This is a genomic window from Flavobacteriales bacterium (genome assembly GCA_020635855.1).
Taxonomy (GTDB): Bacteria; Bacteroidota; Bacteroidia; order JACJYZ01; family JACJYZ01; genus JACJYZ01.
Genome location: JACJYZ010000003.1, coordinates 40,262 through 64,968 on the forward strand (window position 1 = coordinate 40,262; position 24,707 = coordinate 64,968).

At 51.1% G+C, this 24,707-nt stretch carries 26 protein-coding genes; 10 read left to right on the forward strand and 16 right to left on the reverse strand.

Annotated features, from left to right (window positions below):
• Positions 1–8 precede the first annotated feature (8 nt).
• The 3 genes from H6585_08440 to H6585_08450 all read left to right on the forward strand — a co-directional run bounded on the left by H6585_08440 (position 9) and on the right by H6585_08450 (position 1,695).
• Entirely contained in the window at positions 9–524 is a 516-nt protein-coding gene (locus tag H6585_08440; protein MCB9448357.1) for a hypothetical protein, read from the forward strand.
• Between the two features lie 28 nt (positions 525–552).
• Positions 553–915: a sporulation protein gene (locus H6585_08445; protein MCB9448358.1), complete on the forward strand. Its 363-nt coding sequence runs from the start codon at positions 553–555 to the stop codon at positions 913–915.
• Positions 916–1,116: 201 nt separating this feature from the next.
• The gene (locus tag H6585_08450) at positions 1,117–1,695 is read left to right on the forward strand and encodes a hypothetical protein (protein MCB9448359.1); all 579 of its coding nucleotides are present in this window, start codon (positions 1,117–1,119) and stop codon (positions 1,693–1,695) included.
• Positions 1,696–1,769: 74 nt separating this feature from the next.
• On the opposite strand, the gene H6585_08455 is transcribed toward H6585_08450, so the two are convergent.
• Positions 1,770–2,147, reverse strand: coding sequence for a DoxX family protein (locus H6585_08455; protein MCB9448360.1), 378 nt, complete (start codon positions 2,145–2,147; stop codon positions 1,770–1,772).
• A gap of 316 nt (positions 2,148–2,463) precedes the next feature.
• Between H6585_08455 and H6585_08460 the strand changes: the two genes are divergently transcribed.
• Both H6585_08460 and H6585_08465 read left to right on the forward strand, forming a co-directional pair.
• The gene (locus tag H6585_08460; protein MCB9448361.1) at positions 2,464–3,933 is read left to right on the forward strand and encodes a hypothetical protein; all 1,470 of its coding nucleotides are present in this window, start codon (positions 2,464–2,466) and stop codon (positions 3,931–3,933) included.
• Entirely contained in the window at positions 3,930–4,628 is a 699-nt protein-coding gene (locus H6585_08465; GenBank protein MCB9448362.1) for a hypothetical protein, read from the forward strand. The genes H6585_08460 and H6585_08465 overlap by 4 nt, the downstream gene beginning before the upstream one ends.
• A 117-nt stretch (positions 4,629–4,745) precedes the next feature.
• Here H6585_08465 and H6585_08470 read toward each other — a convergent pair whose 3' ends face one another.
• Positions 4,746–5,327, reverse strand: coding sequence for a DUF975 family protein (locus H6585_08470; protein ID MCB9448363.1), 582 nt, complete (start codon positions 5,325–5,327; stop codon positions 4,746–4,748).
• A gap of 311 nt (positions 5,328–5,638) precedes the next feature.
• On the opposite strand from H6585_08470, the gene H6585_08475 reads away from it, so the two are divergent.
• The 5 genes from H6585_08475 to H6585_08495 all read left to right on the forward strand — a co-directional run bounded on the left by H6585_08475 (position 5,639) and on the right by H6585_08495 (position 9,220).
• Positions 5,639–6,319: a DUF4412 domain-containing protein gene (locus H6585_08475; GenBank protein MCB9448364.1), complete on the forward strand. Its 681-nt coding sequence runs from the start codon at positions 5,639–5,641 to the stop codon at positions 6,317–6,319.
• A 159-nt stretch (positions 6,320–6,478) separates the two neighbouring features.
• Entirely contained in the window at positions 6,479–7,003 is a 525-nt protein-coding gene (locus H6585_08480; GenBank protein MCB9448365.1) for a hypothetical protein, read from the forward strand.
• Positions 7,004–7,767: 764 nt separating this feature from the next.
• Positions 7,768–8,088 (forward strand): winged helix-turn-helix transcriptional regulator, encoded by a 321-nt coding sequence (locus tag H6585_08485; GenBank protein MCB9448366.1) that lies wholly within the window; start codon positions 7,768–7,770, stop codon positions 8,086–8,088.
• Positions 8,085–8,594 carry an SRPBCC domain-containing protein gene (locus H6585_08490; GenBank protein ID MCB9448367.1) on the forward strand — a complete coding sequence of 170 codons (510 nt, stop codon included), beginning with the start codon at positions 8,085–8,087 and terminating at the stop codon, positions 8,592–8,594. Before H6585_08485 ends, H6585_08490 begins: the two co-directional genes overlap by 4 nt.
• A 95-nt stretch (positions 8,595–8,689) precedes the next feature.
• Positions 8,690–9,220, forward strand: a complete 531-nt coding sequence (locus tag H6585_08495; protein ID MCB9448368.1) for a hypothetical protein — start codon at positions 8,690–8,692, stop codon at positions 9,218–9,220.
• Between the two features lie 96 nt (positions 9,221–9,316).
• On the opposite strand, the gene H6585_08500 is transcribed toward H6585_08495, so the two are convergent.
• The 14 genes from H6585_08500 to H6585_08565 all read right to left on the reverse strand — a co-directional run bounded on the left by H6585_08500 (position 9,317) and on the right by H6585_08565 (position 24,645).
• A complete protein-coding gene (locus H6585_08500; protein ID MCB9448369.1) occupies positions 9,317–9,688 on the reverse strand; it encodes a hypothetical protein in 372 nt (123 codons plus the stop codon).
• A 59-nt stretch (positions 9,689–9,747) separates the two neighbouring features.
• Entirely contained in the window at positions 9,748–9,984 is a 237-nt protein-coding gene (locus H6585_08505) for an MbtH family NRPS accessory protein (protein ID MCB9448370.1), read from the reverse strand.
• A gap of 111 nt (positions 9,985–10,095) precedes the next feature.
• On the reverse strand, positions 10,096–11,169 hold the full coding sequence (locus H6585_08510; protein ID MCB9448371.1) for a family 16 glycosylhydrolase: 1,074 nt from the start codon (positions 11,167–11,169) through the stop codon (positions 10,096–10,098).
• 43 nt (positions 11,170–11,212) lie between these two features.
• Complete coding sequence (locus tag H6585_08515; GenBank protein MCB9448372.1) at positions 11,213–11,968, reverse strand: response regulator transcription factor; 756 nt, start codon at positions 11,966–11,968, stop codon at positions 11,213–11,215.
• A gap of 47 nt (positions 11,969–12,015) precedes the next feature.
• Positions 12,016–15,009, reverse strand: a complete 2,994-nt coding sequence (locus H6585_08520) for a histidine kinase (GenBank protein ID MCB9448373.1) — start codon at positions 15,007–15,009, stop codon at positions 12,016–12,018.
• A 234-nt stretch (positions 15,010–15,243) separates the two neighbouring features.
• Positions 15,244–15,819 (reverse strand): outer membrane beta-barrel protein, encoded by a 576-nt coding sequence (locus H6585_08525; GenBank protein ID MCB9448374.1) that lies wholly within the window; start codon positions 15,817–15,819, stop codon positions 15,244–15,246.
• 754 nt (positions 15,820–16,573) lie between these two features.
• Entirely contained in the window at positions 16,574–17,236 is a 663-nt protein-coding gene (locus H6585_08530) for a DUF2490 domain-containing protein (protein ID MCB9448375.1), read from the reverse strand.
• A complete protein-coding gene (locus H6585_08535; GenBank protein MCB9448376.1) occupies positions 17,226–17,849 on the reverse strand; it encodes a DUF4956 domain-containing protein in 624 nt (207 codons plus the stop codon). The genes H6585_08530 and H6585_08535 overlap by 11 nt, the downstream gene beginning before the upstream one ends.
• On the reverse strand, positions 17,836–18,594 hold the full coding sequence (locus H6585_08540; GenBank protein ID MCB9448377.1) for a polyphosphate polymerase domain-containing protein: 759 nt from the start codon (positions 18,592–18,594) through the stop codon (positions 17,836–17,838). The genes H6585_08535 and H6585_08540 overlap by 14 nt, the downstream gene beginning before the upstream one ends.
• 3 nt (positions 18,595–18,597) lie before the next feature.
• Positions 18,598–19,161: a hypothetical protein gene (locus H6585_08545; protein ID MCB9448378.1), complete on the reverse strand. Its 564-nt coding sequence runs from the start codon at positions 19,159–19,161 to the stop codon at positions 18,598–18,600.
• 13 nt (positions 19,162–19,174) lie between these two features.
• Complete coding sequence (locus H6585_08550) at positions 19,175–19,582, reverse strand: hypothetical protein (GenBank protein ID MCB9448379.1); 408 nt, start codon at positions 19,580–19,582, stop codon at positions 19,175–19,177.
• Positions 19,583–19,617: 35 nt separating this feature from the next.
• Entirely contained in the window at positions 19,618–21,891 is a 2,274-nt protein-coding gene (locus H6585_08555) for a CotH kinase family protein (GenBank protein MCB9448380.1), read from the reverse strand.
• Positions 21,892–21,898: 7 nt separating this feature from the next.
• On the reverse strand, positions 21,899–22,903 hold the full coding sequence (locus tag H6585_08560) for a T9SS type A sorting domain-containing protein (protein MCB9448381.1): 1,005 nt from the start codon (positions 22,901–22,903) through the stop codon (positions 21,899–21,901).
• Positions 22,904–22,962: 59 nt separating this feature from the next.
• On the reverse strand, positions 22,963–24,645 hold the full coding sequence (locus H6585_08565) for an aryl-sulfate sulfotransferase (GenBank protein MCB9448382.1): 1,683 nt from the start codon (positions 24,643–24,645) through the stop codon (positions 22,963–22,965).
• Between the last annotated feature and the right edge of the window lie 62 nt (positions 24,646–24,707).

Sequence of the window (24,707 nt, forward strand, 5' to 3'; positions counted from 1 at the left end):
AAAACCGGATGATCGGATGGATCGCTTTGGGACTTGTGCTGGGAGGAATGGTATTCCTGATGGTAACGCCGATGGTGTTTCATGTGGATACCCGGCAGGAGACCGTATGGCTGGCATGGAAAGGGGTGATGCGGGCGAGCCTGGTTCACGCCGAAGACAACCGCCTCCTGATGCGCTTCCGGTTCCTGTTCTTTACATACACAAAAGATGTTCATTCGCTGGCTGGGGGAAAGCAGAAAGCGCCTGAAGCAAAGGATAAAAAGAAGCGGAAGCCATCCGGAAAAAAACGAAGCATCCGGAAAATGCTGCGAAAGGCAATCAGGGTGATGCGCACCTTCCGGGTGACCCAATGGGAAATGGATGTGGACACGGGTGATTACGTGTGGAATGCATGGTTGTATCCCGTGGGACATTGGATGAGTAAGGGTAACCGCCACATCCGGGTGAATTTCAGGGGAGAAAACGAGTGGTTACTGACCGTTGAAAACCGACTTTACAGAATTGTTTACGCTTTGATCAGATGATTATAAAAACCCTTTAATACCAATCGACATGGAAATGAAATTTGATGAAATGCTGGGTAAGGTCACAGACTTTATCAAGTCGGAAGCCAACACCGATACGGTAATTGGCAAACAATTCACCCTGGGAGAATTCACCTGCGTGCCCGTGATCAAAATAGGCATGGGTTTCGGTTCGGGTGGTGGAGAAGGCGAAGATCCGAAGAAGGGAAAAGGAGAAGGCGGAGGCGCTGGTGCCGGTATCGGCATTGAGCCCGTAGGATTCCTGGTGAGCAGGAAGGAAGAGATCTCGTTCATAGGTGCGGGCAAAACGAAAGGACTGGCGGCTGCCTTTGAAAAGGTGCCCGGATTGATCGAAAAGTTCATGGATAAGAAAGAAGGTGCACACGCATAGGTGTAGTGCTTAAACAAGAAACGAAAAAGGGGCCAATATGCCGGCCCCCTTTTCATTTGCCGAATTCTGATCCAAGGTTGGTATTCATGCACTGAAAAGCGCCGTTCGTGAAATGCTGGTTTGGGTTTTATGGAATATTACTTCCCTTTGAACCTTGAGCGTAACATTTTGTTCGTAGCTACTCACTTAAAAAAATGAAACATGAAAAGGAAATTGTTGGTTGCAGGTTTGGCATGCCTTGCATGGGTGCAGGGATCACAAGCACAGACTGTATTTACAGTAAAACCCGGCCTGAACCTCAATGGTGTCAATGTTGGATATAAGACGGGCATCGTGGAACCGTTTGTCGGACTTCAATTTGCAAACATCATGGCCAAGAGTACATACACCAACACAAGTGAGGATGTGATCAAAGCACATCTGTACATGCCCAGTGTAGGTGCAAGGGTATTCGTCCTGGATCAGGGCCCGTTGAAGGGTGCTTTCAGTGCAAGTTTTTTCAAGCCCGTCATCTCGGGTGAATCAACCACGGATACCACTTTTCAGGAAGACATCAAGCATGTTTCCGTGTGGGGTTGTGAGTTGGGTTTCGGAATGGAATACTTCTTTGACGAGCATTTCAGTGTGGGTGGCGAGTATGGTTACCGCGCCGGTTTCTTCCGTCATACCTATTCCACCAACAGCAATGAAGATATCCTGCATGTGAACATGTCGTATGTGTCTGTATCGCTGAATTTCTATATCAATTGCGGTCAGGCGGAAAAGAAGGAAAAGGAATAAAGGGCGGCAAACGCCCATTGAAGCAATAAAGCAAAAGAGCCGGAACGTTCCGGCTCTTTTGCTTTTGATAGGTTTTATCGGATCAGTGGTTTGTACTTTGCATAGTCTTCAACAATCGCCCATACCTCAATGGCCGTCATCACCAGCGGCATGCCTAGCGTAGCTGGATCCACCGTTGCATGTAACGAGAGGATGCCCGCCAGCAAAGGGAGACAAACCAACGCCCCCAAAGCCCTGAAGCGGGGGATCATGAAAAGAAGGCCGCCGATGATCTCAAAGGTGGCGGTTAACGGCATCACCCATTTCATTTGCATCATGGCAATCACCTGTTGCATCATGCCTTCCGGCATGTCTTCCGGCATGGGCATGTACTGGAAGAAAATGTTAAGTCCGGCATTGACCATGACAAGTCCGAACAGTGCTGCCAACACGGCAAGGATTTTTTTTCTCATACAGGAGAGGAGTTGGTTTTCTCAAAGGTAGAATAAAAGTGACGTCTTTTTACATGGCATCATTCCCATAAATGAAACATGTATGGGCCAACAAAAATCCCCCTGCTCACGCTTGTGAACAGGGGGAGATGCGGGAGGGGAATCTCCTCAAATTACTGCAAGATCATTTTATGGGCATTCACCTCACCTTTTTACATCAGCAATGGGGTACTCATGGTCAGCGTCATGGAGAGTCCGGCTGCCGGGGCACCCGGGTGAGCGGTGTATCTTATACGCACGTGACAGGTTATGAAGGTGTAACCCAATCGCAAAGCGTATGACCTTCCGCAAAAGCATAACAGGCAAACTCGCAGCTGCTAGCGTATGTGCAGGCATTGCTGCCTGGGCATGGCAACCATCACCCCATCATGTCACACCCGTCGCAATCGTTCATGTACCGAACGCAGTGTCGCCTCCTCTGAAGGGTGTAAGCATCCCTTTTGAGCGCTTTGAAGTGGATGCATCAAAGGAACAAACCATCCGCACCGCTTCCGGCAATACCATACATGTTCCCGCGAACGCAATTAAAGATGATTCCGGGAAAACCGTAACCGGGAACATCACCCTGCTCTACCGGCAATTCAATGATGCGGTCGACTATTTCATCGCCGGTATCCCTATGACATATGACTCCGCAGGTACCCAATATCATTTTGAGTCGGCAGGCATGTTCGAGCTGAAGGCCGGTGATTCATCTCTTTCGTTGCAATCCCCCGTGACCGTGACCTACCTGTCCGCCAATCCCGACGACCGCTTCAACCTGTATCGCCTGGATGAGACCAGCGGTCGTTGGGATTACCTCGGGCACAGCGATGTGGTGCAACCCGATGTTCCCGAGATGCTGGCTTCCGCAAATGAAGGCATCCTTCCCGGAACACTTCCTGAACAACTGCCGCCACCCACAGCCGGTCGTTTCCGCATCAAACTGGATGTGCTGGAAAGTGAGTTCCCGGAAATCGCCGCATATGGAGATGTGAGTTTTGAAGTTGTCGATGACAGTAAGGCTGATCCTTCGCTCGCTCAACGTGACTGGGATCATGCGGAGATCACCAGGCTGCCGTCAGGGAATTACCGGTTGCACCTGGAAGACAACCGCGAGGTGTTTGAGTTCGAAGCCCGGCCGGTCATGAATGCCCCCGATACTGAGCAGGCCCGCATCCGCATGGAAGAAAAGTACGGGGAGGCTGAGAAAATAAAAGCAAACAAACGATCGGAGTCGAACAAAATGCAGGCGGAGAAAACCGAGCGTTTTGTGCAACAGAAAAACAACCAGTCGCGAAGCCTGAATAATTACCGGGTGGGTCAGATGTATGCCAACGGTGTGGCTGCATCCGGTGAAATGGCTGTGCGCCTGTTTACGGTGGATGGTTTCGGGATCTACAACTCGGATTGTCCGCGCAACCTGCCTCAGGGAATGATGGTGAACGCAAAACTGAAAGACAAAATGCTGAAGGTGTCTGACACCACGAAGCTCGCGTTCTTGAAACTCTACCTGGTGGAGAAAGACAGTAAAATGTTATACACATATTATTCAGACTGGGCTTCCCGTTTCGCTTTCAATCCTGATAAGGAGAACTGCATGTGGACGGTAACGGACGACAACCGCCTGGCCAAATTCACCGTCGAACAATTCAGGGATGTTTCGGTGCGGAAGCAGGGAGATGTATATTGTTTCCGGATGGAAGTGTCGGAGCGCCCGTTGGATTCGCCAGAAGATGTCCGCGAATTCCTGAACATGGACAAATGATGAAGTGGTTATGGACCGGCTTGTGTATGTGGCCCTTTTGTGTGGTGGGGCAGGAAACATCCATGCTGAACATCAGGGTGCGATACCCTGTGTCTGTTGTTACGGTGGACATGCCGGACACCGTACTTTATACCGACCATGTCAACCCGGTGAAAGTAGAGATCACGGGAAAAGATCATTTGGCTTCGGTGCAGCTCCTGGGTGGGGAAATGCATGGCGCCAAGGGAACATATACCGCCTTCGTAAAAGAAGGAACGGAAGCGGTTTTGCTGGTTACCAGCCGGAAACCCAACGGTAAATTGCAGGTGGCGTATTCAAAAAACCTCCCCATTGTTCACCTGGCTGATCCGGTACCGATGATCGGCGGGGTGAAGCACGATTCCATCATCAGGAGGGAAGATATGTTGGCAACAGGCAAGCTTTACGCCAAACTCAACCGGTTCGGTACAACCAATGTCCTGCAAATTCTTTCATTCGATATGCTGGCCTTCAACGGGGTGAGCTTCGATACATTGTCATCCGCATCGGAACGACTGACACCGGAGATGCGGCGAACACTCTACTACCTGAAAGACGGCAACCCGGTGTATTTTGAGAACATCAGTTGTCGCATGCCGGATGGTGAAACACGCCGACTGAAATCCATGCGCATTTTTGTGGACTGCCGCAACAGGTGGCCGGGTGTTACCGAGTGACGCCTGTATGGCCTTGGTCGGTATGATTACTTCGACTTCGTGCGCGGATCTGGAAAAAACTTCCGGCTGTGCATCCCATTTATAGGAATTAGGACCTGTACAATGAATGGAATCGGTTTACACAACCTGGGCAGGCGCATTCCTGACATCATCGTAAAACTTGGCCATGGTGATATGCACGTAAGGGATCAACCACAGGAGGCCGATAAACAGAGTCAGTACGCAAAGGATGCCCAACAGGAAAAAACGCAGGCACAAAGTGAACATCTTCATTTTGTATCCGTCCATCATCTGCTTGCTTTTATTCAGTGCGTCGGATGGTTTGATGTCGGGTTCATCCGCGATGATGTAAAACACCAGCGAGTATCCGAGGCCGGCAATGATACCGGGAATGATCAACAGCAGGGACCACAGGAAAATGTACAGCACCATCAGCAGGTAGGTCACGAGGGCATTCGAAAAGTTCTGGAAGCCCTGGAAAATGTCATCTAGTTTTGCCTCCCTTTCCCTGGATATGTTCAGCGAAAAGATGGCTGCTCCCAGGGTGAATGGTCCGCCCAGGATCAATGAAAGAAAGGGAATACTCCCGGCGGCTACTTCCAGGATTCCCAGGAGAAGGATGGTTCCGATGGCCAGGCCCCACTTTCCGTTGAGGGATGCGCGGGACAGGCTAAGAAGTTCTGAGTTTGATTTGCTCATGTGGTGGTGGTATTGGTGATCTGGATTTTATGATTGCGAATCAATATATGAGTGGCAAAATAAGATACCCCGGTTTGGTAAGCAATATATTTTTTCCACAATTGATAGAGGGGTTTGCAGACGCATGATTACGGGTGTTTCCGCAATGAAATGCAGCAGGGATAGATTGTGTGGAATGCCCCATTGGTAAAACATATATGGTGTATGATGTTTTGAAACCATGCAAAATTCTTATGTGGCGTGAAATCGCGATTGCGGTCACCTTCTCCGCTTTTTCACTACATTCGGATCAACCAAGTAAACATCCACGTATGAACACCCTGAACCTCCGAATGGCGGCTGTCCGCAAAAGAGCCATGCACGCTGCACTGATGATTGCCATGTGTTTTCCCACGGTGTTTGCCATGGCACAGGACACCTTTGAAGGGCACATCGAGTATGCCATCAAATACGTTGAAATGCCGGAGGAGATGAAAGGGTTTGAAAGCATGCTGCCTTCCACCATGCACATGCGCATCAAAGGAAAGAAAGCGCGGATCGAGCAAGATGTATTGGGTGGAAGCCAGGTGGTGGTTGCGGATGATGACAACAAAACGGGCTTTGTGCTGATGGACATGATGGGACAAAAGATCGCCGTTCAACTGTCCAAAGAAGAGTTTGAGGCGGAGGAAGAGCAAAAGGAAAAACCCCAGATCAAATACCTGGAGGAAACCAAAACCGTGGCTGGTTATACATGCCACAAAGCCATGGTTACCGATGCCAATGGCACCACCACGCTCTGGTATACCAAAGAGCTGGGCATGTTCAAACACAAAGACTATGAGACATTAGACGGCTTTCCCCTCGAATATGAAACCGCCCAGAACAACATGCACCTGAACATGCAGGCCACCGTGGTAGAGAAAGGCAGCGTGGCCGACAACCTCTTCACCATCCCGGATGGATATCAGGTGATGTCCATGGATGACTTGAAAGGGATGATGGGGGAGTGAATACAGCATACAGCAACAGCATACAGCATACAGGGGCATCCTGCAAACCCGGGGTGTTGGATGAGGATGGTGCATGTGTCTTTCTGTCCTGTGTCAACCTTCGCGCGTAAGTTTTCGAGTCAGGAACCGCAGCAACCGGGAAATCTAACAATAAATGATTTGAACAAAGGAAAATCTGCGAGCAAATATGTATGGATGCAGGTGTGGATGTGTTTTCTGGCTTGCACATATCCACGGGTGGGTGAAAACGAAATTGTAAGAATCGGGAACCTGATCTGCCTGAAAAGTGACAGTACGCCATATACGGGAGAACTGGTTGAGCATTTCAGCAATGGTGAGGTATCTTCTTCTTTTCATTACAAGGATGGAATGCAGTCCGGTACCTGGAGAATATACGGGTTCCAGGGTGAGGTGATTCAGGAAGGCGAATATGTACGTGATCCCGAAGTAGCATCCATACTAAAAAACCACGTCGCTTTTGATACATATTCTTTGTCGCGATGGAAGGAAGGTGATGTGAACTTTGTTACCTTGGATATCCATATAAAGCGCAATGATGAATTGCCATTTGACAGCCTGTCAAATACCATTTACATGGAAGTGAGGGATCGGTTGGAGACCGGGAATGTGGAAATACTTTTCAGTGGGGGAGATTCGATATTATATGCTTTCAGGAATTGGTGATGGCGGAAAGGTTATAAATTCAACTGACGCTTTTCGTTTTTCGAATCATTAAAATAGCATATGCCACAGGGAAAGAAGTTGGACCCAGTTACAGTATAGCTTGGTGTCAATGAAGGTGGACGGTTAGGCGAAGGTTGCACCTTCGTCATTATCCCTGAGCACAGATTCCCATTTCGTTTTCCCTTTCAACGCGATACAGCTTTGGTTGGAAAAATGCGTGCGGTTGGGAACGATAGGGTGTGCGGCATAGCGCGATGGCGCCGTGCCGGATGGGCTTGTGCAGGGACGGTCCTGTGCGGCAAACATCCGGCGAAGGGCATCTATCGTTCTTGATTTTTTGGTTCTTTTTCATCAAGGAAAAACGAACAAAAAGCACTGTTACATGGTAGCTTGTCGCCAATGAAGGTAGGCGTTGGGCGAAGGTTGTACCTTCGTCTTTCTATCCTGTAGCATCCGCTACGTGATTGTTTCCGCAAATCAGAAACCAACCAAGCAGCCAAAGCGGCAGCCACAAAAAATATTAAAAAAATATGCGCAACCGAATAGTTGCATGTATATTTGCAACCGAATGGTTTCTTAATTCATTCGCTCATATCATGCGTTCAATGGCCATATTAATCCTTTTAACCACTAAGTCACAAAGACACAAAGGTCTGTTATGATATGAACAAACACCACGGAATTCCTTGGTGCCTTGGTGGCGATCTTTTGAATACTTGGCCTGCCGATCCTTCCTGAGGGTGGGTGGCTTTATACCGAAGTACATGAGAAGAGACATTTACCAGGCCATAGCGGACCCCACACGGCGCGCCATCCTCAGCCTCATCGCCCTGCAGGCCATGACGCCGAATGCATTGGCCGAACAATTCGACACCACGCGCCAGGCGGTATCCAAACACCTCCGCATCCTTACGGAGTGTGACCTTGTTCGCCAGGAACAACGCGGACGTGAGATCTATTACCAGCTGCAGGTTGAGAAAATGAAAGAGATCGATCAATGGATCGACCAGTTCAGAAAAATATGGGAAACCAAATTCGATCAGCTCGACGACGTACTATCCACCCTTAAAAAGAAAAAGAAATGAACAAGCAACTGATTTCGGAATTCCTTGTCGACAAAGACAAGAAAACCATCACCATCGAACGCGAATTCGATGCGGAACTGCCACTGGTATGGAATGCCTATACCCAACCCGAACTGCTCGCACGCTGGTGGGCGCCCAAACCCTGGCAGGTCAAAACCCGCATCATGGATTTCCGCGACGGCGGATCCTGGCATTATGCCATGGTGTCACCAGAAGGGCAGGAACACTGGTGCAGGATAAACTATCAAAAAATCGTTCCGCAGGTCAGCTACACTGCCACCGATTGTTTTACCGATGCCGAAGGAAATGAAAACCACGAGATGCCCAGCTCCAACTGGTACATTACTTTCCACAATCAAGGAGCCACCACCCTGGTAAGGAAACTCCTGTCGTTCGATGACCTCGCACAACTGGAGAACATCATTAAGATGGGCTTCAAGGAAGGCATCACCATGACCATGGATGCGTTGAACGCGATGTTGCCGGAGTGGAAGAAGAAGGCCTGAGGTTTGTCCTGATTTCTTCCTTTGTATAAAAACATGAGTGGAAAATCCGTATCTTTTGACGAGGTGGGTATTTCCGCTCATGTTATATTGGATGTATGAAGCAAGCAAAGTGGGTACTCGGGTTATGTGCTTTGGCAACAAATGTCTGCGGACAAACCCAGCAGCTGAAAGAGGCGGGATTGCAATTCGAACTGCCGAACGAGAAGTGGGAGGCCACGCCGGTGCAGGAGGATCATGGCATCACCGCATACATCTACAAGCGTGAGGCAATCACCGACCCCGACGGGTTGCAGGTTATTCCCAACATTGCGTTTGTGATCGAGTCAGTGCCGGATTCCACGGACGTGATCGTGTACTCCATGCAAAAGCGCATGAACATGCCTTTTGAAGTGAAGGAGGTGTTCTCGCACGACGACAAAAAAGCCAAACTCAAATACGATTTCGCGGTCGGTTATAAAGGGGTTTATAAAGATTCGCATGAACTCTTGCACACGATTTACGTGGTGCATCTCATCAATGGCAACAGCGGCGTGCAGGTGATCATGGATGCCACCAGCGAATTGTTCGATCAGTGCGACAAAGAATTCATCAAGGCTTTAAGGTCGATCGAGGCGGTCGGGAAATAGTCCGGGACTACAAATCCGAACGAAGCCTATCCCTGTATGCTGTTGCCGTATGCTCTTGCTGTATGCTGTATGCTGTTGCTGTATGCCGTTGCTGTATTACTCTTCCACCTGCAACATCACCAGTCGTTTGTTATCCATATCCATCCGGATGAAATACACATCATGCAGGATCAGCGATTTCAGCTCGATGACGTCGGTCACCATGTCCAGCACCACATCGCCGGACGGATCCATGACCTGTACCTGTGCCTTTCGTGTAAGCGCAACCCGACTTTCTTTCATGGACACTTTGTTGACCGTACCAGACTGAAAAGTAAAGGGTAGGGTATCGCTTTCAATGCCCAAGTTGGTTCGTGTGTGGACCACAAAAACCTGTGAAGTGTCCGTTTCCTGTGCAAGTGCGGATGTGCCGATCAAAGCCATCAGCAGCAGTGCCCGGAACGATCTTGTTATATTGAAGGATGCCATCTCTTGCTCTTGCTGTATGCAGTTGCTGTATGCTCTTGCTGTATACAGTTGCCGCATCCTCACCCCGCCAGGTGATCCTTCGCCATTTCCTCCATTTTCTTCCTCAGCGACAAGGGCCGCATATCGGTCCACACTTCTTCGATGTAATCCAGGCATTCCTGTTTGGTGCCTTGTTTGCCGGCGGCATTCCACCCGAGGGGGACTTCCCGGTCGGCCGGCCAGATGTTGTATTGTTCTTCTGCATTCACGACAACCTGGTATTGGATGCCGTCGTCTTCAGGATCTTCCCATGACATGGCGATGAGGTTTTGGTTTGGAGGGAAAGGTAGGGGAAAATTGGAAGGGATGTGTCATATGGTCATGCAATGGGTGTCGGTAGAATGACACACAACATTGTAAAGGAATATCTACTCCTTCACCCACCTTACACACTTCACTCCGTCCATACCTTCAATCATCACGTTGTACAATCCGGCCGGAAGATTTTCCGTGGGGAGGGTTGTGTGAAGATCGCCGGATGATCCGACCTGCAAGGTCTGTTCATGCACCACCTGTCCGACCGAATTGATCATCCGTGCACGGTATATGCAATCACCCGCACTCTGCACATGCAACGTTGGATTGACATGATCACCGGCCGGGTTGGGGTAGAGCGTGGCGGTGAAGGCTTGCTGATCTTTTTGAGGAAGGGTGGTGGCCACCTGGTATACGCGCACGTAATCCACGAACATCGTATCCGGGAAAACAGTGGTGCCGTCGGGGTATCCGGGCCAGTTGCCGCCTACAGCCATATTCAGGATGATGAACTGGGGACTATGAAACTCTTCGGTGCTGTTGATGTTGTTGGAGATGTTGCCCTCCCAGTATTGGGTGCCATCCAGGAACCAGCGGATGGCGGTGTTGTCCCACTCGATACCATACACGTGGTAGTCAGTGGCTGTGCAGGTGGTGTTGCCTCCGTACTGGGCATGGCCGTTGTTGTCCCAATGCATGGTACCGTACGTTTTCGTTTCGGTGTTGATGTGTTCCATGATGTCGATCTCCCCACACTTGGGCCAGCCCACCTGGGTGATGTTCTCGCCCAGCATCCAGAAGGCGGGCCAGATGCCTTTGCTTTGCTGCAGTTTGATGCGTGCCTCCACCTTGCCATAGGTCCAGTTCTGAAGGCCCTGCGTTTTCATTCGTGCAGAAGTGTAGTCGCTTCCTTTGTACGATTCTTTCCTGGCGATGATGAGCAGGTTGCCGTTGTGGGTGACGGCGTTCTCGGGGCGGTTGGAGTAGTATTCCCATTCGTTGTTACCCCATCCGCCGGCACCGGTTTCGAAAACCCAGTTGGCGGCATTGATGCTGTCGATGTCGAACTCATCCGACCAGACGAGTGACCAGGATTGGGCTTGTACGTTCGGGGCAATGAGCATCAGTGCAAACGACAGGACACGGACCAGAGGTCCGCGCCAGCGGGTGGGAAGGTGGTGTGGCATGCTGCCAATGTAAGATGAAAAGGCACGGATTACAAATCTGAACCTATAACCGGAGCCGGGAGAGGCGGTTCAGCAATTCACCCTTTTTGCGGCGGGAAACCTCCACATGGTTTCCGTCGCTCATCAATACATAACCGCCATCACCCTTTACATATTTAACCACATGGTTCAGGTTGATCAGGTAAGAGTTATGGATGCGAAAAAAATTCAGGTCAGACAGCAATTCCTCGTATTCCTTCAGGATGCGTGAAACAACCAGCCTGCTTCCGTTGGTCAGCGAGATCTCGGTGCAGCTTTCCATGGCTGTGCATCTGACAATCTCATCGGTATGTACCATCTGCAATCCGTCGAATGTGGGCACCGCAATCTTGGCCGATTTTCCCTTGGCTTGCAGGTTGGCCAGGAGAAGTTCAAGGTCGGATGAACGGAAGGAGGCGGAAGCTTGCTTTTGCTTCATCTTTTCCACCGCGGCGATGAGTTCATCGGGATCCACGGGCTTCAGGATGTAATCCAGCGCACTGTACTTGATGGCCTTGATCGCATAGTGATCGTAAGCAGTGACAAACACCACGCCGAATGTGGGCTCCTTTATTTTTTCGAACAACGTGAACCCATTCTGGAAGGGCATTTCAATATCCAGGAATATCAGGTCCGGGTTATGTTCTTCAATGGCTTTCAAGGTGCTGCTCACCGAATCGCAGTGTGCGGTTACTTTCACGTCAGCGCAATAGGTGGAGATGAGATGATCCAGGGTGATCCTGCTTTTCTCTTCGTCGTCAACAATCAGTGTTTTTAGCATAAGGCGTATTCAAAATATCAGTATCCGTTTGTCATTCCTTGTGTGCTTCATGACAGTGGAATGTGCAATTCAACGCGGGTTCCTATGGGGAAACCTTCCGCATCGGTCAGGTCAATTATTTCAACGCTCAATGCCCCTTTCCGGTGCTCATTCAAAATATCGAGTCGTTCTTTGGTGATCGACATTCCCATGGATTTGTGTTGTTTTGTTCTCGACCCGACATTGATCTCGGCGGACTTTTGTCTGCCTATTCCATTGTCTTCAATCACGCACAGCAGGTTGTTTTGCTCCATGCGGATGTCAATGATTAATTTTCCTTTTTCCGTTTTGTGCATCAGGCCATGCCAGATGGCATTTTCCACATAGGGTTGGATCAGCATCGATGGGATATTGGTGTGGTTTACGTCCACATCCTCGTGTACGATAACATGGTATTCGAACCGGTTTCCGAAACGCAATGATTCCAGGTCGAGGTAGAGGTTCAATGCTTCGAGTTCTTTCTCCAACGGGATCAGCGATGGCTTTGAATTGTCGATCACATAGCGGATCAGCCTGGCGAATTTGGACAAGTACTTTTGGGAAGACTTGGGATCATTACCGGTGATGAAGTATTGAACGGAGTTGATCGTGTTGAAGATGAAATGCGGGTTCATTTGCGCACGCAACGCTTTGAGTTCGGCCACGGACATCCGGGTTTTTCGGATCATCCTCAACCGCTCCTGCCTTTGAATCACTTTCAATCTGTAGCGGAAGGCAAGGCCGATCAAAAGGCCGATCACGCCCATACCAATGAGCCTCACCGTCCACGTATTCCACCAGGCCGGCCGGATGGTGAATTCGAGTGTGGCGGGCGTAGCGCTAAGAAAACCATCGCTGTTCATGGCATACACCACGAACCGGTAGGTGCCTTCAGGAAGTGTTTGGTATTTTACGGAAGTGTTGGTGCCATAGGTCCAATTGCTGTCGAGTCCTTCCAGCATGTACTTGTATTCCAACTGTCCCGGATTTTTGTATGAAAGGCCGATGTAGCGGATGGTGACATCATTCTGGTTGTGCATGAGGGCCGTCATACGGGTGGAGCTGTCGGGCAGGTTCCCATTGATCAGCACCTTGTTGATATATATGGGAGGTGGGGTTCGGTCGTTTTTGATGTTGTCGGGATCAAATACGGTGATGCCGTTGTTGTGTGCGAGCCAGAGACGATCTTCCCTGGGAACGATGAAGTTCACTTCGTTGGTAAGCAGCCCGTTCCCTGCATTGTATGTTTCAACCGTATACTGAAAAGGTGTGTAGCTGCTGACAGTTATTTTGTTCAATCCGTTGTTGGTTCCCACCCAAACATGTTGGTCGCCATCAACATACAACGTGCGGCACATATTGCTTGACAGGCCATCGCTCCGGCGGATACGTAGGTAGCGCTTGTTCAGCCTCACCAGGATACCTTCACCCCGGGTGGCCATCCAAAGCGCATCATGGGCTCCTTCCGCAAATTCCACGATTCTGGCGGCGAGCTCACCATTGCCTTTGTTGCCTTCATACCGAAGGGCATGTTGTTCGTTCAGGGTATATATCCCGTTGATCGTGCAGATCCAGATGGTTCCATCGTGATCTTCATAAAGGTTGTCGGCATAATAGGGGATGGTATCAACCAGCAGTTTTTCATGTTGCAGGTTGGAGTCTGCTTTTAGCACGGCGCGGTATTTCAGCATGAGGATGTGGCCATCCCGCAGCTGGATAATTTTTTTTATGCCTTTTTCATCTGATCTCCGGAATTCATTTGTTGACGGAAGGAAGGTGAAGCCGGCATTCCCCGTTTCAATGTGCAGGTAGCGGTCACGGTCGTTCCACATATCGGTGATCTCATTCCATCCTGTGGGCAGAATCCGGCCCCAGTCGGGTTTGATTGTTTGAACACCATGTTGGTTGAGAAAGCTTACCTCCCCGCTCAGGTGTCCGGTGACGATGTTGTTCCGGAACCGGCGCATGCAGGTGATGCCGCTTTGGGTCAGGCCGTCATCGGGGGTGAAGTACCTCAGGTTGCGATGAGGTATGCAATAGATGCCATGCCCTTTGGTACATATCCAAAGATTGTTTTCGGTATCACGGCAGACACTGGTGATGATCTTTTCCTCCAGTTTCCCGAAAAGTTCCGGCGATTCGGCATCGTAGTCCCCGAAGATCCGAATGCCACGATAGGTACCCACATAGGTAATGTGTGGGGTGTCTGCCAGCAGAGAGATCACGATGTCGTCGAAATGCTTCATGCTGATCAGGCCATCCCGATTGAACGTAAAAACAACGTTGTTCACCGATGCCAGGTAGTGGTCATCCATGCGGTGAACGATGCAGCGCCCGGGGCCTGACAGGTTGCTTTGGCCGGTGTTGATGGTATACGGAGGCTGGTTCTGTGTGTACACGTTCAGAAGCAGTTGTTTGCCGGAAGCGCCGCCATATACCTGCCCGCCCGATTGGGTTTGGTAGAGGTAGGAGCCTTTCCTTGGCAGCGTGATTGTATCCACGGCGGCATTTGAACCGGGCGAGACCCTGATCAGGTAGTAGGAGGAGGTGCCCAGCCAGATGGTATCTTTAGGGCCAATGTACATGGAGGTGATGACGTCCCTTTGAATGGTCCGGGTAAGCGTTTCGTTCGCAGCAATGGTGTGAATTTTCCCATCCGTATAGCTGAAATAGGAGAGTTTACCCAGGGAAGACTGGAACCAGATGTTGTGGTTTCGATCTTCATAAACGCCAAAAATGGTGTTGTCTGTCAGTCCGTTTTCGGTGGTGAAGTTCGTGAAATGATAACCATCGAACCAGCTTACCCCCATGTCTGTGGCAAACCACATATACCCTTTCGAATCCTGCAGCATGCCATACACCTCGGAGGAAGGCAGCCCGTCTTTCACATTGAAATTCCGGAACTGGTAGAATTGCGCAGCACCCGGGAGCGACCAGGCAAGAAAAACAACAAACCATAGGGCTATGAATGGCCTTCGATGGTTTGTCGCTAGATGTTTTACCCCCCTCGAATGGTCTGGCATGAAGGTGAATGATAAGCGATTTTGTCTGTACTTATGGTAGGGGGGCATCCCCTTGCGTCAGATCAAAATTACCGTTTTTATGAATAGAAATGTGTGTGACGGATGCTACTTGATAGCCCGGATGAAGGAGCAACCTTCGCCCACCGCATTCCAACATCAGGTATGATGATAAAAGGCACGGATTGCAAATCCGCACCAGCTACACGAACGTGAACGTACCCACCGGCAGGATATTTATTTGGATGAATGCCTGCCCAACATCCAACCGATCCCGAAGGTCAGGCGGTTCGGCTCGGACAGTTTGGCACCGCTTCCGGGAGAAAGTACCAACCCTTCGTAATGAGCATACAACATAAGCCGGTGAATGCGAAGTGCCGGTCCGACCTTATAACCGACCCCGTCTTTGCGAATGGAAAGGTTGTTGTTCAGGTCGTGGTCAACGGCGAATATGCGGTTGTAGGTGGGGCCGCCTTCAACGGACAGCGGTCCGAGCAGGTGAAGGCCTACCATCACCGGGAACTGAATACGGTGCAGGGTGATGTGGGCGTTGTTGTCGTTGTTCACCGTACCGGTACGGAACAGGTACAGGGCTTCGGGTTGCAGGTAAATGCCGTTCATGTCGAGCCGGTAGAACAGTCCGGCTTCCATGCCGGTGATCTGGTTGCCGCTGATGAAATCTTTGAACGAATCATATTGGAGGCGGATGTTTCCGTTGCCGGCACCGGCTTTGATGCCCAGGCCCGATTGGGCATTCACTGCAGTGAATGTGCCCAGCAACAGGATGAGGGATATATATCGGATTTGTCTCATGATACCATGCTTTTGTATATCCTAACGAAAAAATCGTTCCAATCTGTGTGAACGGGAGATGAAGAATGAAGGGTGGGATAGAAAGCGGTGTCGGATCCGGTGAGGTGTGGCGGATGCTTCGGGATGACCGGGCGAAGGTGAAACCTTTGCCCAACGCATTGCCGGATCAAACGTGGCGATGAAAAGGCACGGATTACAAATCCGCGCCAGCGGCTGGAATTGTCACATGATGTTGGTTTATATTCTTGTTATTGAAGCACAATGCCCTGTAGGACGATTTGTGTGCGGTTGGGAACGATATGGTGGGCAGCGTGGCGCGAAGGTGCCGTGCCTGATGGGATCGGGCAGGGCTGGCTGGTGCGGCAAACATCAGGCGCAGGGCATATATCGTTCTTGATTTTTTGGTTCTTTTTCATCAAGGAAAAACGAACAAAAAGAACAGAAGTGACATCGATCTGCCACCTGTCACTTAGCCGGTGGGTGAAAGTGGTGTGAGGTAGCGGATGCTACGGGATAGCCGGACGAAGGTACAACCTTCGCCCAACGGTTTGCTGAATCAGATGTGACGATGTAAGGCACGAATTGCAAATCCGCGCCAGCGCCACTAACATAAAACCGGCGACAACGACCCGCCACCTGCCCTCTAGCCGGGATAGCAGTGGAAAGGCACGCCTTGGCAGGGGTGGTGGCGATGGAGGCGGGACTTGCAACGGATAGCCCGACGGCAGTTGGAGAGAACGATAACCCGTCCGCTTCAGAAAGAATAGGAATAACTCACCCCGGTGATGAAAGACGTCCAGGGGTTCTTCACCTGCACTTCTTTGTTGATCATGTAAAACAGTTCTATGCTGCTGAACTTGTTCAACTCATAGTCGACTCCGCCGCGAAAGCGCACCTTGGTGACCCACTCGTCCATGCGGTAGAAGATTTCCGATTCGAGGTAGGGCGTGTACTTCTTTTCCAGGTTGTATTTCAGGGTGAGGCGGCTGCGCAGGTAGTTCTTTGCAACATCGCCTTTTTCGCGGCGGTTGATGTCGTTGTAGCTCGACTGGTACCTTTCTCTCAGGACCAGGCTGAGGGGTTTGAACTTGATCTTGTAGGACAGGTCAATGTAATAGCGATGACGTTGGCTGTAGTGGTTGTCGGGTTCCCGTTCCTGCCCGAAACGATAGAAAGCGGAAGCCTCCAGGCGGCGCATGAGCTTGTATGAGCCGCCGATTTCGGTGAAGGCAGATCCCAGTTCGGATACATTCTCGTTCCAGCGGAGGGCCTGGCCAAGCTCAACGGAAAACGATTGTGTGAGCTTCTTTTTCGCTGAAGCTTGTAACCAGAGTCCGGCGTCTTTCACCTGCGCATGGCAGATGACGGGGAGGACCAGCAGGCCGATAAAACAGGTTGCCAGCCGCCTATACCTCATAGTAATAAATGCGGATGACAGCGGTGTCCCGGAGAAAGTCGACGCGGTGCAGGGTGATGCGGTTGATCTTGAGTCCGGTCCGTTGTTCCAGGTCTTTGATGAGTTCTTCGCGGTGTTCGGGTTTGATCATGTCTATGTTCTCATACTGGATGACCTTGGACGCTTCCTTCTTGATGAGGATGTTGCTTTCCAGCAGGTAGGTGACACCAATGATGATTGCGTTCAGTAAGATGAACTCGTCTGCGCTTCCCTTGGTGACGGCGGTCAGCAGACCGATGGCGATGACCAGAAACAGGTAGGTCATGTCTTTCATGGAGATGCCTTCGGTTCGGTATCGCAACATGGAAAAGACGGCGAACAAGCCGAATGCGGCCCCCATGCTCATGTCTACCTTGTTGAGCAGGTAGGTGATCAGGAAGATGATCAGGTTGAAGATGAAGAACGTGAAGAAGTATTCCCGGTTGCGGTAGATGGGGTAGTAGATCAACCGAACCAGGACAAACACGGAGGCGAAATCCACGGCCAGCCTGACAAAAAATTTCTCCGACAATTTATTGAAGAGGGTGAAGGCCTCTCTGGTGTTATCTTCGTTCAGTAGTTCAACGAGTAGCATGTGCGAGTTTGTTTAATTGAGAGACCTTTAGCTTGAAATTGTTATGCTTGATGCCCTGGAAGAGGGCGATCACACCGAAACAATACTTGCTGACGGAGCCTTCCCTGATCTTGTATTTTTTCATGGCCCGGATGAAAGGGGAGGAGATGGAGTATTTCTCCTGCTTCACTTCTGCGATCACCAGGTTGTGTAGTTCGCGGGTGTCTTCGTCATTCCTGAATTGGAGATCGAGGTCGATGGTGACCCGTTCGGTGGAATGTTTACTGACCAGCGTAATCCGCGAGTAATTTACCCAGATCTTTGCTTCCAGTTCCTCAGCGGGTAAACTGGTTTTCTCCTTGAGCAGCACCTGCGCATGATCGGTGATCTTATCGTTGATCTGCGGTTGCTTCACCCGGTCTTTGATTGTACGGCCTTTGTTGTTTTTGAACTTCACCTCGAAGAAATTCAGTTCTGATTCCACATATTTCCGGAAGCGGATTTTGAACCGGTTCATTTTTCCCCGATGGTGGTTGTGGTACAGGTCGAATTCCGGGGTGTCGAAGTACAGCGACTCGTAGCGACTCACACGGTGGTGGTTCACTTCCAAGACCTGGTATTCGTCGCGAAGTTGGTCAAGGATGCCTGCCAGACGCGACAGCGGAAACACGAACTTGGTGTCTACACGGTTCATCAGCTTCACCCGGTCCATTTCTTCAAGAGAAACAGGATCAAATGTGTTCAGTATGTCATGCAGCTGCTTCATGAATCAGTATTCATACCTGTACTTCCGGGTTTGTTTCAGGGTGCCGTTTCCGTCGTATGTTTTCTTCTCGGTTTTCATGCCGTACTTGTCATACGTAAAAACAACTTTTTTGATCACCTTTCCTTCTGAATCATACGTCGTCTCCTGGGTTTTCTCTCCCATGGCGTTGTACGAGAATCCGGTTTTTTTCACCACGTTGCCCTTCCCGTCGTAGACCGTTTCCAGCTTGGGATCCTTCCCGTTGTATTCGGTGGTTTTGCGTTCTGCAACGGCGCCGGTTTCATCGTAGGTCACCTCCTCCACCTCGTCGTTGTTCTTGTTGTACTTGTGAGCTTTCTTCTCCTTCAGGCTGCCGTCTTTTGCGTATTCTTCCTTGGCGGTGACATTGGCGTTGGCATCGTATTTCTTAAACGACTCCGTGTGCTCTTTGTCCGTGCCGGCATCCACCACGGTAACGGTCACCGACCGGATGTGCAGTTTCTTCACATCCTTCTTGCTTTGTGCAAACACGTGACCGAAGGAACAGCAAGAAAGTGCGATGCAGAGATATAGGTATATGTAGCGCATGGTCCGGAGGGTATTAGTCAAAGATCACCAGGGTTCCCGCATCCGCCTGTTCTTTGTTTTCGGAGATGGTGACTTGCACCTGCACCGATGTGGTGAGGGAGGGGGAAGTCAGCGTGCTGTCTTTGGAGTACACATAAATGGTGTACTTGCCTTTTCGCAGGTATTTGAATTCGAACCGGCCGTCGGGAGAGGCCCTGAGCCTGTCGCTGTAACTGATGTCATCTCCGTAAATGATATACACATCCTCGTCTGCGCCGGGATATTCTCCATTCAGTACTGTGAAGCTGGGGTTGTAATCTTTCACCCAGATCATTCCTTTGATGCTGGCATTGCCTCCTTCACCCGCTTCCTTGGAACAGGCGGCAAAAAGTGAGGCCAGGAGTGCCAGCAGGGTGATGGATCGTATGTGGTTCTTTTTCATGGATTGTATGTGTATCAAATTGGGTACTCCGAAGGTTATTTCATCACCACCAGTTTCAATGCCCGTGATTCATTTACGCGCACAAAGTAGATGCCGTTTGATAAGGTACGGATATCAACCGTTTCGGTAGAAGTACCGGTTGTTTTTTCCAGCACCTGTTCTCCCAGGTGGTTGTAGATGCGGATGGTGCGCAGGTCGCGCCCGTCCTCAAAATTCAAGCGGATGGTGGAGCCGGCAGGATTCGGATAACATTGAAAGGTGATGGCGGCCAGGTCTTCCACAGAGGAAGTCTTGCAGTTCGAATACCCATGACTTGTGTACGGCAATACCACAACCGGACCGGTACCGTTGGGGCATCGGCCTTCCGATACATCCGGCTGTTGGGGTCCGTAACTGAGGCTGTCGATGATGGTGCCCGTGACCGATGACAGGATCAGGTGCTCACCTTCCGTGGCCAGTTTGAAATTGGCATGCAGGTAGTTTGGGATAGAAACATCTTCATCGGCCCAGATGATGAGGTAGTCTTTCGGAGCGATGGTGGTACCCTGGGGAAAGGCGAACTTCTTAGGGTTCTCAATATCATCGCTCAGGTACAACCCAAACAGGTCCACCGCGGAAGAGGTGGTGTTGTACAGTTCGATCCAGTCTTCACGGTCACCCGACTCGTCTTTCTCGCCACTTTGGTTGGAGGCGAGGTATTCGTTGATGGTCACATCGCCCGGATGGCTCACATCGATGTGGGCGGTGAGGGTGTAGAATTCATGTTCGGCACGTTCAGGTGAGAAAATACCCGCATCATTGTTCTCGGCGTAGATGTAGTACTGGGCCTGCAGCGATTGCATGTTGAAAGACGCACCATATATGCTGTCGCCGGCTGTGCCGTCGTTGTGGGCGCCGTCGTCATACATCTCCACGCGTGTGAACCGGTCGGTCAGACTATGGCGATAGCCCAGGTATACTGCAGTGCCGCCAGATACCCTGGCGGTGATGGTCACCTGGCTGTTCAGGTCCGGGGCGGAGCTGCTAGCTTGTATGGATGTTACCCCAGGAGGAACGGCCTTGAATTCCGTGGTGGATTGCAGGTAGGTGACCCTGGCGTTCATCAGGTTGCCGATGCCCGGAATGGTGAGGCTGCCGTTGGCCACGTCGGCCGTCATGCCATTCTGAAAATCGCTGTATGAATAAAACTTGTTGGAGTCGGATTGCACGGAGGCATCGATCGTGGTTTGCATCTGTGCCGCCATCGATTCGTACGTGCTGTTGGCGAAGAACTCATTTGCGATGGTGCGGGCATGCGCGATGTACATACGCTTGTACATCGGGATGGCCAGCAGGTTTTTGATCAGCGGCCAGTAAGTGTCGGTAGCGTGCAGCGTCAGGGGCAACTGCTGCATGTTGGTGGGGGAGAGGGTGCCCAGGCTGCTGTTACCGCTGCCTGCAAAGGCAAATCCGCCGAACGACATGTTCAGGTCCCACACGATGGGATTGAAGCGGCCGGTCGCATCCTTGTATATGTAATAGTTCTGGCAGAAGGCGCCGCTGTAGCTGTCGAGGTTCACCAGGAGGTTGTCGAAGGCCAGCATCCACAGGGCCCGGTCGATGTCGAGCACGTTGTCGATGGCGTTCGGCACATTGGTGACGGTATCGCAGAGGTTTACCAGTTCATTCCATCCGAAATCCGACTTCAGCTCATAAAAATTAAAATACTGTGAGCTGTCCGCCGACAGGTACCTCAGGCTGGCCTTGGTGGCCGGCGTGGGGTTTACGATGGGGTTGCATTTGACGAATGCATTCGAAGACGAGTAGAAGTGCGACGACAGGAATTGTTTGTTGATGCTCTCATCATTGGAATACACACCGATGTACCGGCCGTTGATGTAGAGTTCCGCAAAGTTCGACCGCGGGCAATCCATGTAATTCCCCAGCACGGCATACGACAACACCTCCCGGATCATGGAGGGGTCGGCGTAACCGTTCCCCAGCTTGATGTCCTTGATCCCCTGGTACGACTGGTTCTTGTAGGTGTCCAGCTCTATGTGGAGGGGATTTTTGATGTAGGTGGAATCGTACGAACTGTTGCCTTTGTACTTCACACCCACACTGTCTAACAGCGTTCCGTTGATGCGGATGGAATCGGCCATGGTGTACCCTTCGTTTCCGTACTTGGCGGTGTCCATGGCGAGATCCCAGTCGGGTTGTGAAAAGAACACTTCTATCTTTTGAAGCGTGTTCAGGTCATACAGATCGGTTTGCGCTTCAGATGAAAGAAAAAAGAAAACCAACAACACCAGGCTCGATACCCTTCTCATGCTTCACTTATTCAATGATGAGTTTTTCTGCGGAAAATGAATGGTCGTCGTACAGCACGTGGATGAAGTAGGTGCCGGCGCTCAATCCTTCGGCATCCACCCTGAATGTGTCTCCATCCACCTCGGCATACCTGCTTGACACACGGCCGAGCGCGTCTGTGATCACGACGGATTTGTTACCGGCCTTGTTCATGAACGACAAGGTAAAGGCACCGTGTGTGGGGTTCGGGTACACCTTGATGGGATGGGCCCGCAGCAGATCACGGATGCCGCTGGTGCTGCAATCGCTGCAGCCGGCAAAGCACACCACGGGTAAAACCGAGTCGGCCGACAGGGTGATGGCGCGGTTTGAATTGGTGGCACATGCGCCGGGAACGGTCTCGGCCATGGATGTCATCTCACCATTGTAGTATTTGTATTCGTAGGTGCCGGATGTCACATAGCAGATCTTTTCATGCACATCTGCAGGTGCGGCATCGAAGTGGTAGAGGAAGTCGCTTTGGGTGTCCCAGGATTGGAAGTCGCCGGCCACGTGTGCGCCATCCGCATCCACGGTTTCTTTTTGCATATCCACCTGGAAGCGGAGCAGCAATTGGCCCTCGGGTGCATTTGAGGCGAAGACGATGTTGCCTATGAAGGTGGTGTCATCGGCGAGGGAGTCCACGTACAACCAACGGTTGTCGTTGAAGTCGTAACCCACCCGTGAGGGTTCGGGCACGAATTCGGCTTCGTAGAACTGGTCACCGTTCAGAAACTTGTACTCATACTTTTGGAAGGCGGGGATGTCTACAACGATGCTGTAGATACCGCTGCTGTCTTCCTCGGTGAGGGGGGTGCATTCTGCGCACCAGTCGCTCGCGTATCCTGCCGCCACCTGGAAGTCGCCGGAGATATGCACACCGGTGGTATTCACAATCTCGTTGCGCATGTCCACCGCAAACTTCACTTTCTTCGCAAACAGGGAGCCTGTAAGTCCGACCAACAGGCATAGCATCGTACTGAATCGTTTCATAGGCGGGTGTTATTTCAGGCAGCGGAGGGCGATCACCCTCCGCTGCCTGGTGGAGAAGATTATCTGGTTAATACAATTCTTTGTTGAACAGGCTGTGCATGTTCCGGCCGGATGATGATGGTGTACACACCGTTCTCGTATTCCGACATATCCACCTGGTAGAGGTTCTTGTTTTGCAGAACGGTTCTGCCGGCGGCATCCATCACATACAGGTCAAAGCGTTTGCCGGTCATTCCGGCATCTTTGATGTGTACAAGGCCTGTGGTGGGATTGGGGTAGATGTTGAAGTTCACTGTTTCTTCCGGCATATCCAGGCCGGTGACCAGGAAGTTGTAGCCGGTTGAATAGCTGTAGATGCAGCCGTTGGCATCCAGCACCCGCACCAGGTAAATTCCGTTTTCGGCCGGGGTATAGGTTTGGTTGGTGGCACCATTGATGGGTTGTCCGTTCAGGTACCATTGGTAGGCGGTTCCGGATGTGCTGCTCAGTGTGGCACCGTTCAGCGTGATCTGCGGAATGGTGGGTACGCTGCTGCTGACATAACACTCCGAGTAGCGCTGTGCCTGCGGAACGGTTCCGCTTACTGTTTTTGACCAGATGGTGGTACCGTTGGGATCCACTTCATAGATGAGGCCTGAAGTAGCCATGCACACCTGCATGTTGCCGTTGGGCAGCTGCACGGAGTTGGCCATGTTGCTGCTGTAACCGTTACAGGCGTGCCGTTCGGTGTAGGTGGTCGGACTGTAAGCGGAGCCGAGGGTGATGTCATAGTTGTAGCCGTTCAGGGGAACGTCGATCTGGTCTACGGAAGACTTGGAAGATGACACGCCCCTGTTGTTGAATCCTACGAGGCGTCCGGCATTGGGCACGAACTCGGGAATCCAGTGGGCATCGTGGGTCACGTCGAGTGCTGTTGATCCGGAAGCGCCGTACGATGACGGGTTGCCATAGCGGTAGAGGAAATCCCCGCCTTTACCGGCGTTGCCGCCGCTGTGTGAGGCTGCTTCGGAGGTGGTGGTGCTGTGGTCGATGATGAACCACATGTCCTGGTTGTGTGAGCTGAGGGCGATCTGATCAAGTACGGGATTGTAGTCGATGCCGTTCATGTGAAACCAGTCTTTACTGATGGAGAAGTTCACGTTCATTAATTCAGGGTGGTTCACAATGGAGCTTTGGTAATTGGGTTTGTTGGCATCCACATTTTGCAGGATGTGGTCCCAAAGGCGCCATTCCCATACCACGTTGCCGGTGGTGGCGCCGGTGGGTTGCACTTCCATGATCTTTTCACTCCATACGCTGCCGTTGTAGGTACAGCCGGCTGCGGCCACATCGGTGGAGGAGATCACGTCATAGGAAATCAGGAGTACGTTGCCGTTCGGCAGCGGACAGAAATCGTGATGGAGGCAGTAGGTGGAAGAGGAGTATGTGAAGTCCCACAGCACCGTTCCGTTCCAATCTACTTTTTGCACGCGGCCGGTCATGCCACCTCCATTGAGTGAATTGGAGTTGGTCAGTGAGCGCCACAGGATACCGCCGGGCATCAGGTAAATGGAATACCCGGTCTGGTCGGATGAGTTGTGGTTCCATGTATGGTAGGTGGTACCTGCGGTATCAATCAGGTAGGTGGTGGAAGACCTTTGCACGCTATACAGGATATAGCCTGGATATTGCTGTGCTTTTGAGTCGGAAGATGCGAAAAGAAAGGCAATGCAGGCGATGCCCAAAAGTAGTTTTCGGTTCATAGGGGTTCGGTTTAAGTTCATTAATACGTAAGCTCCTGATCTGATTCCGGAGGATTCGGACC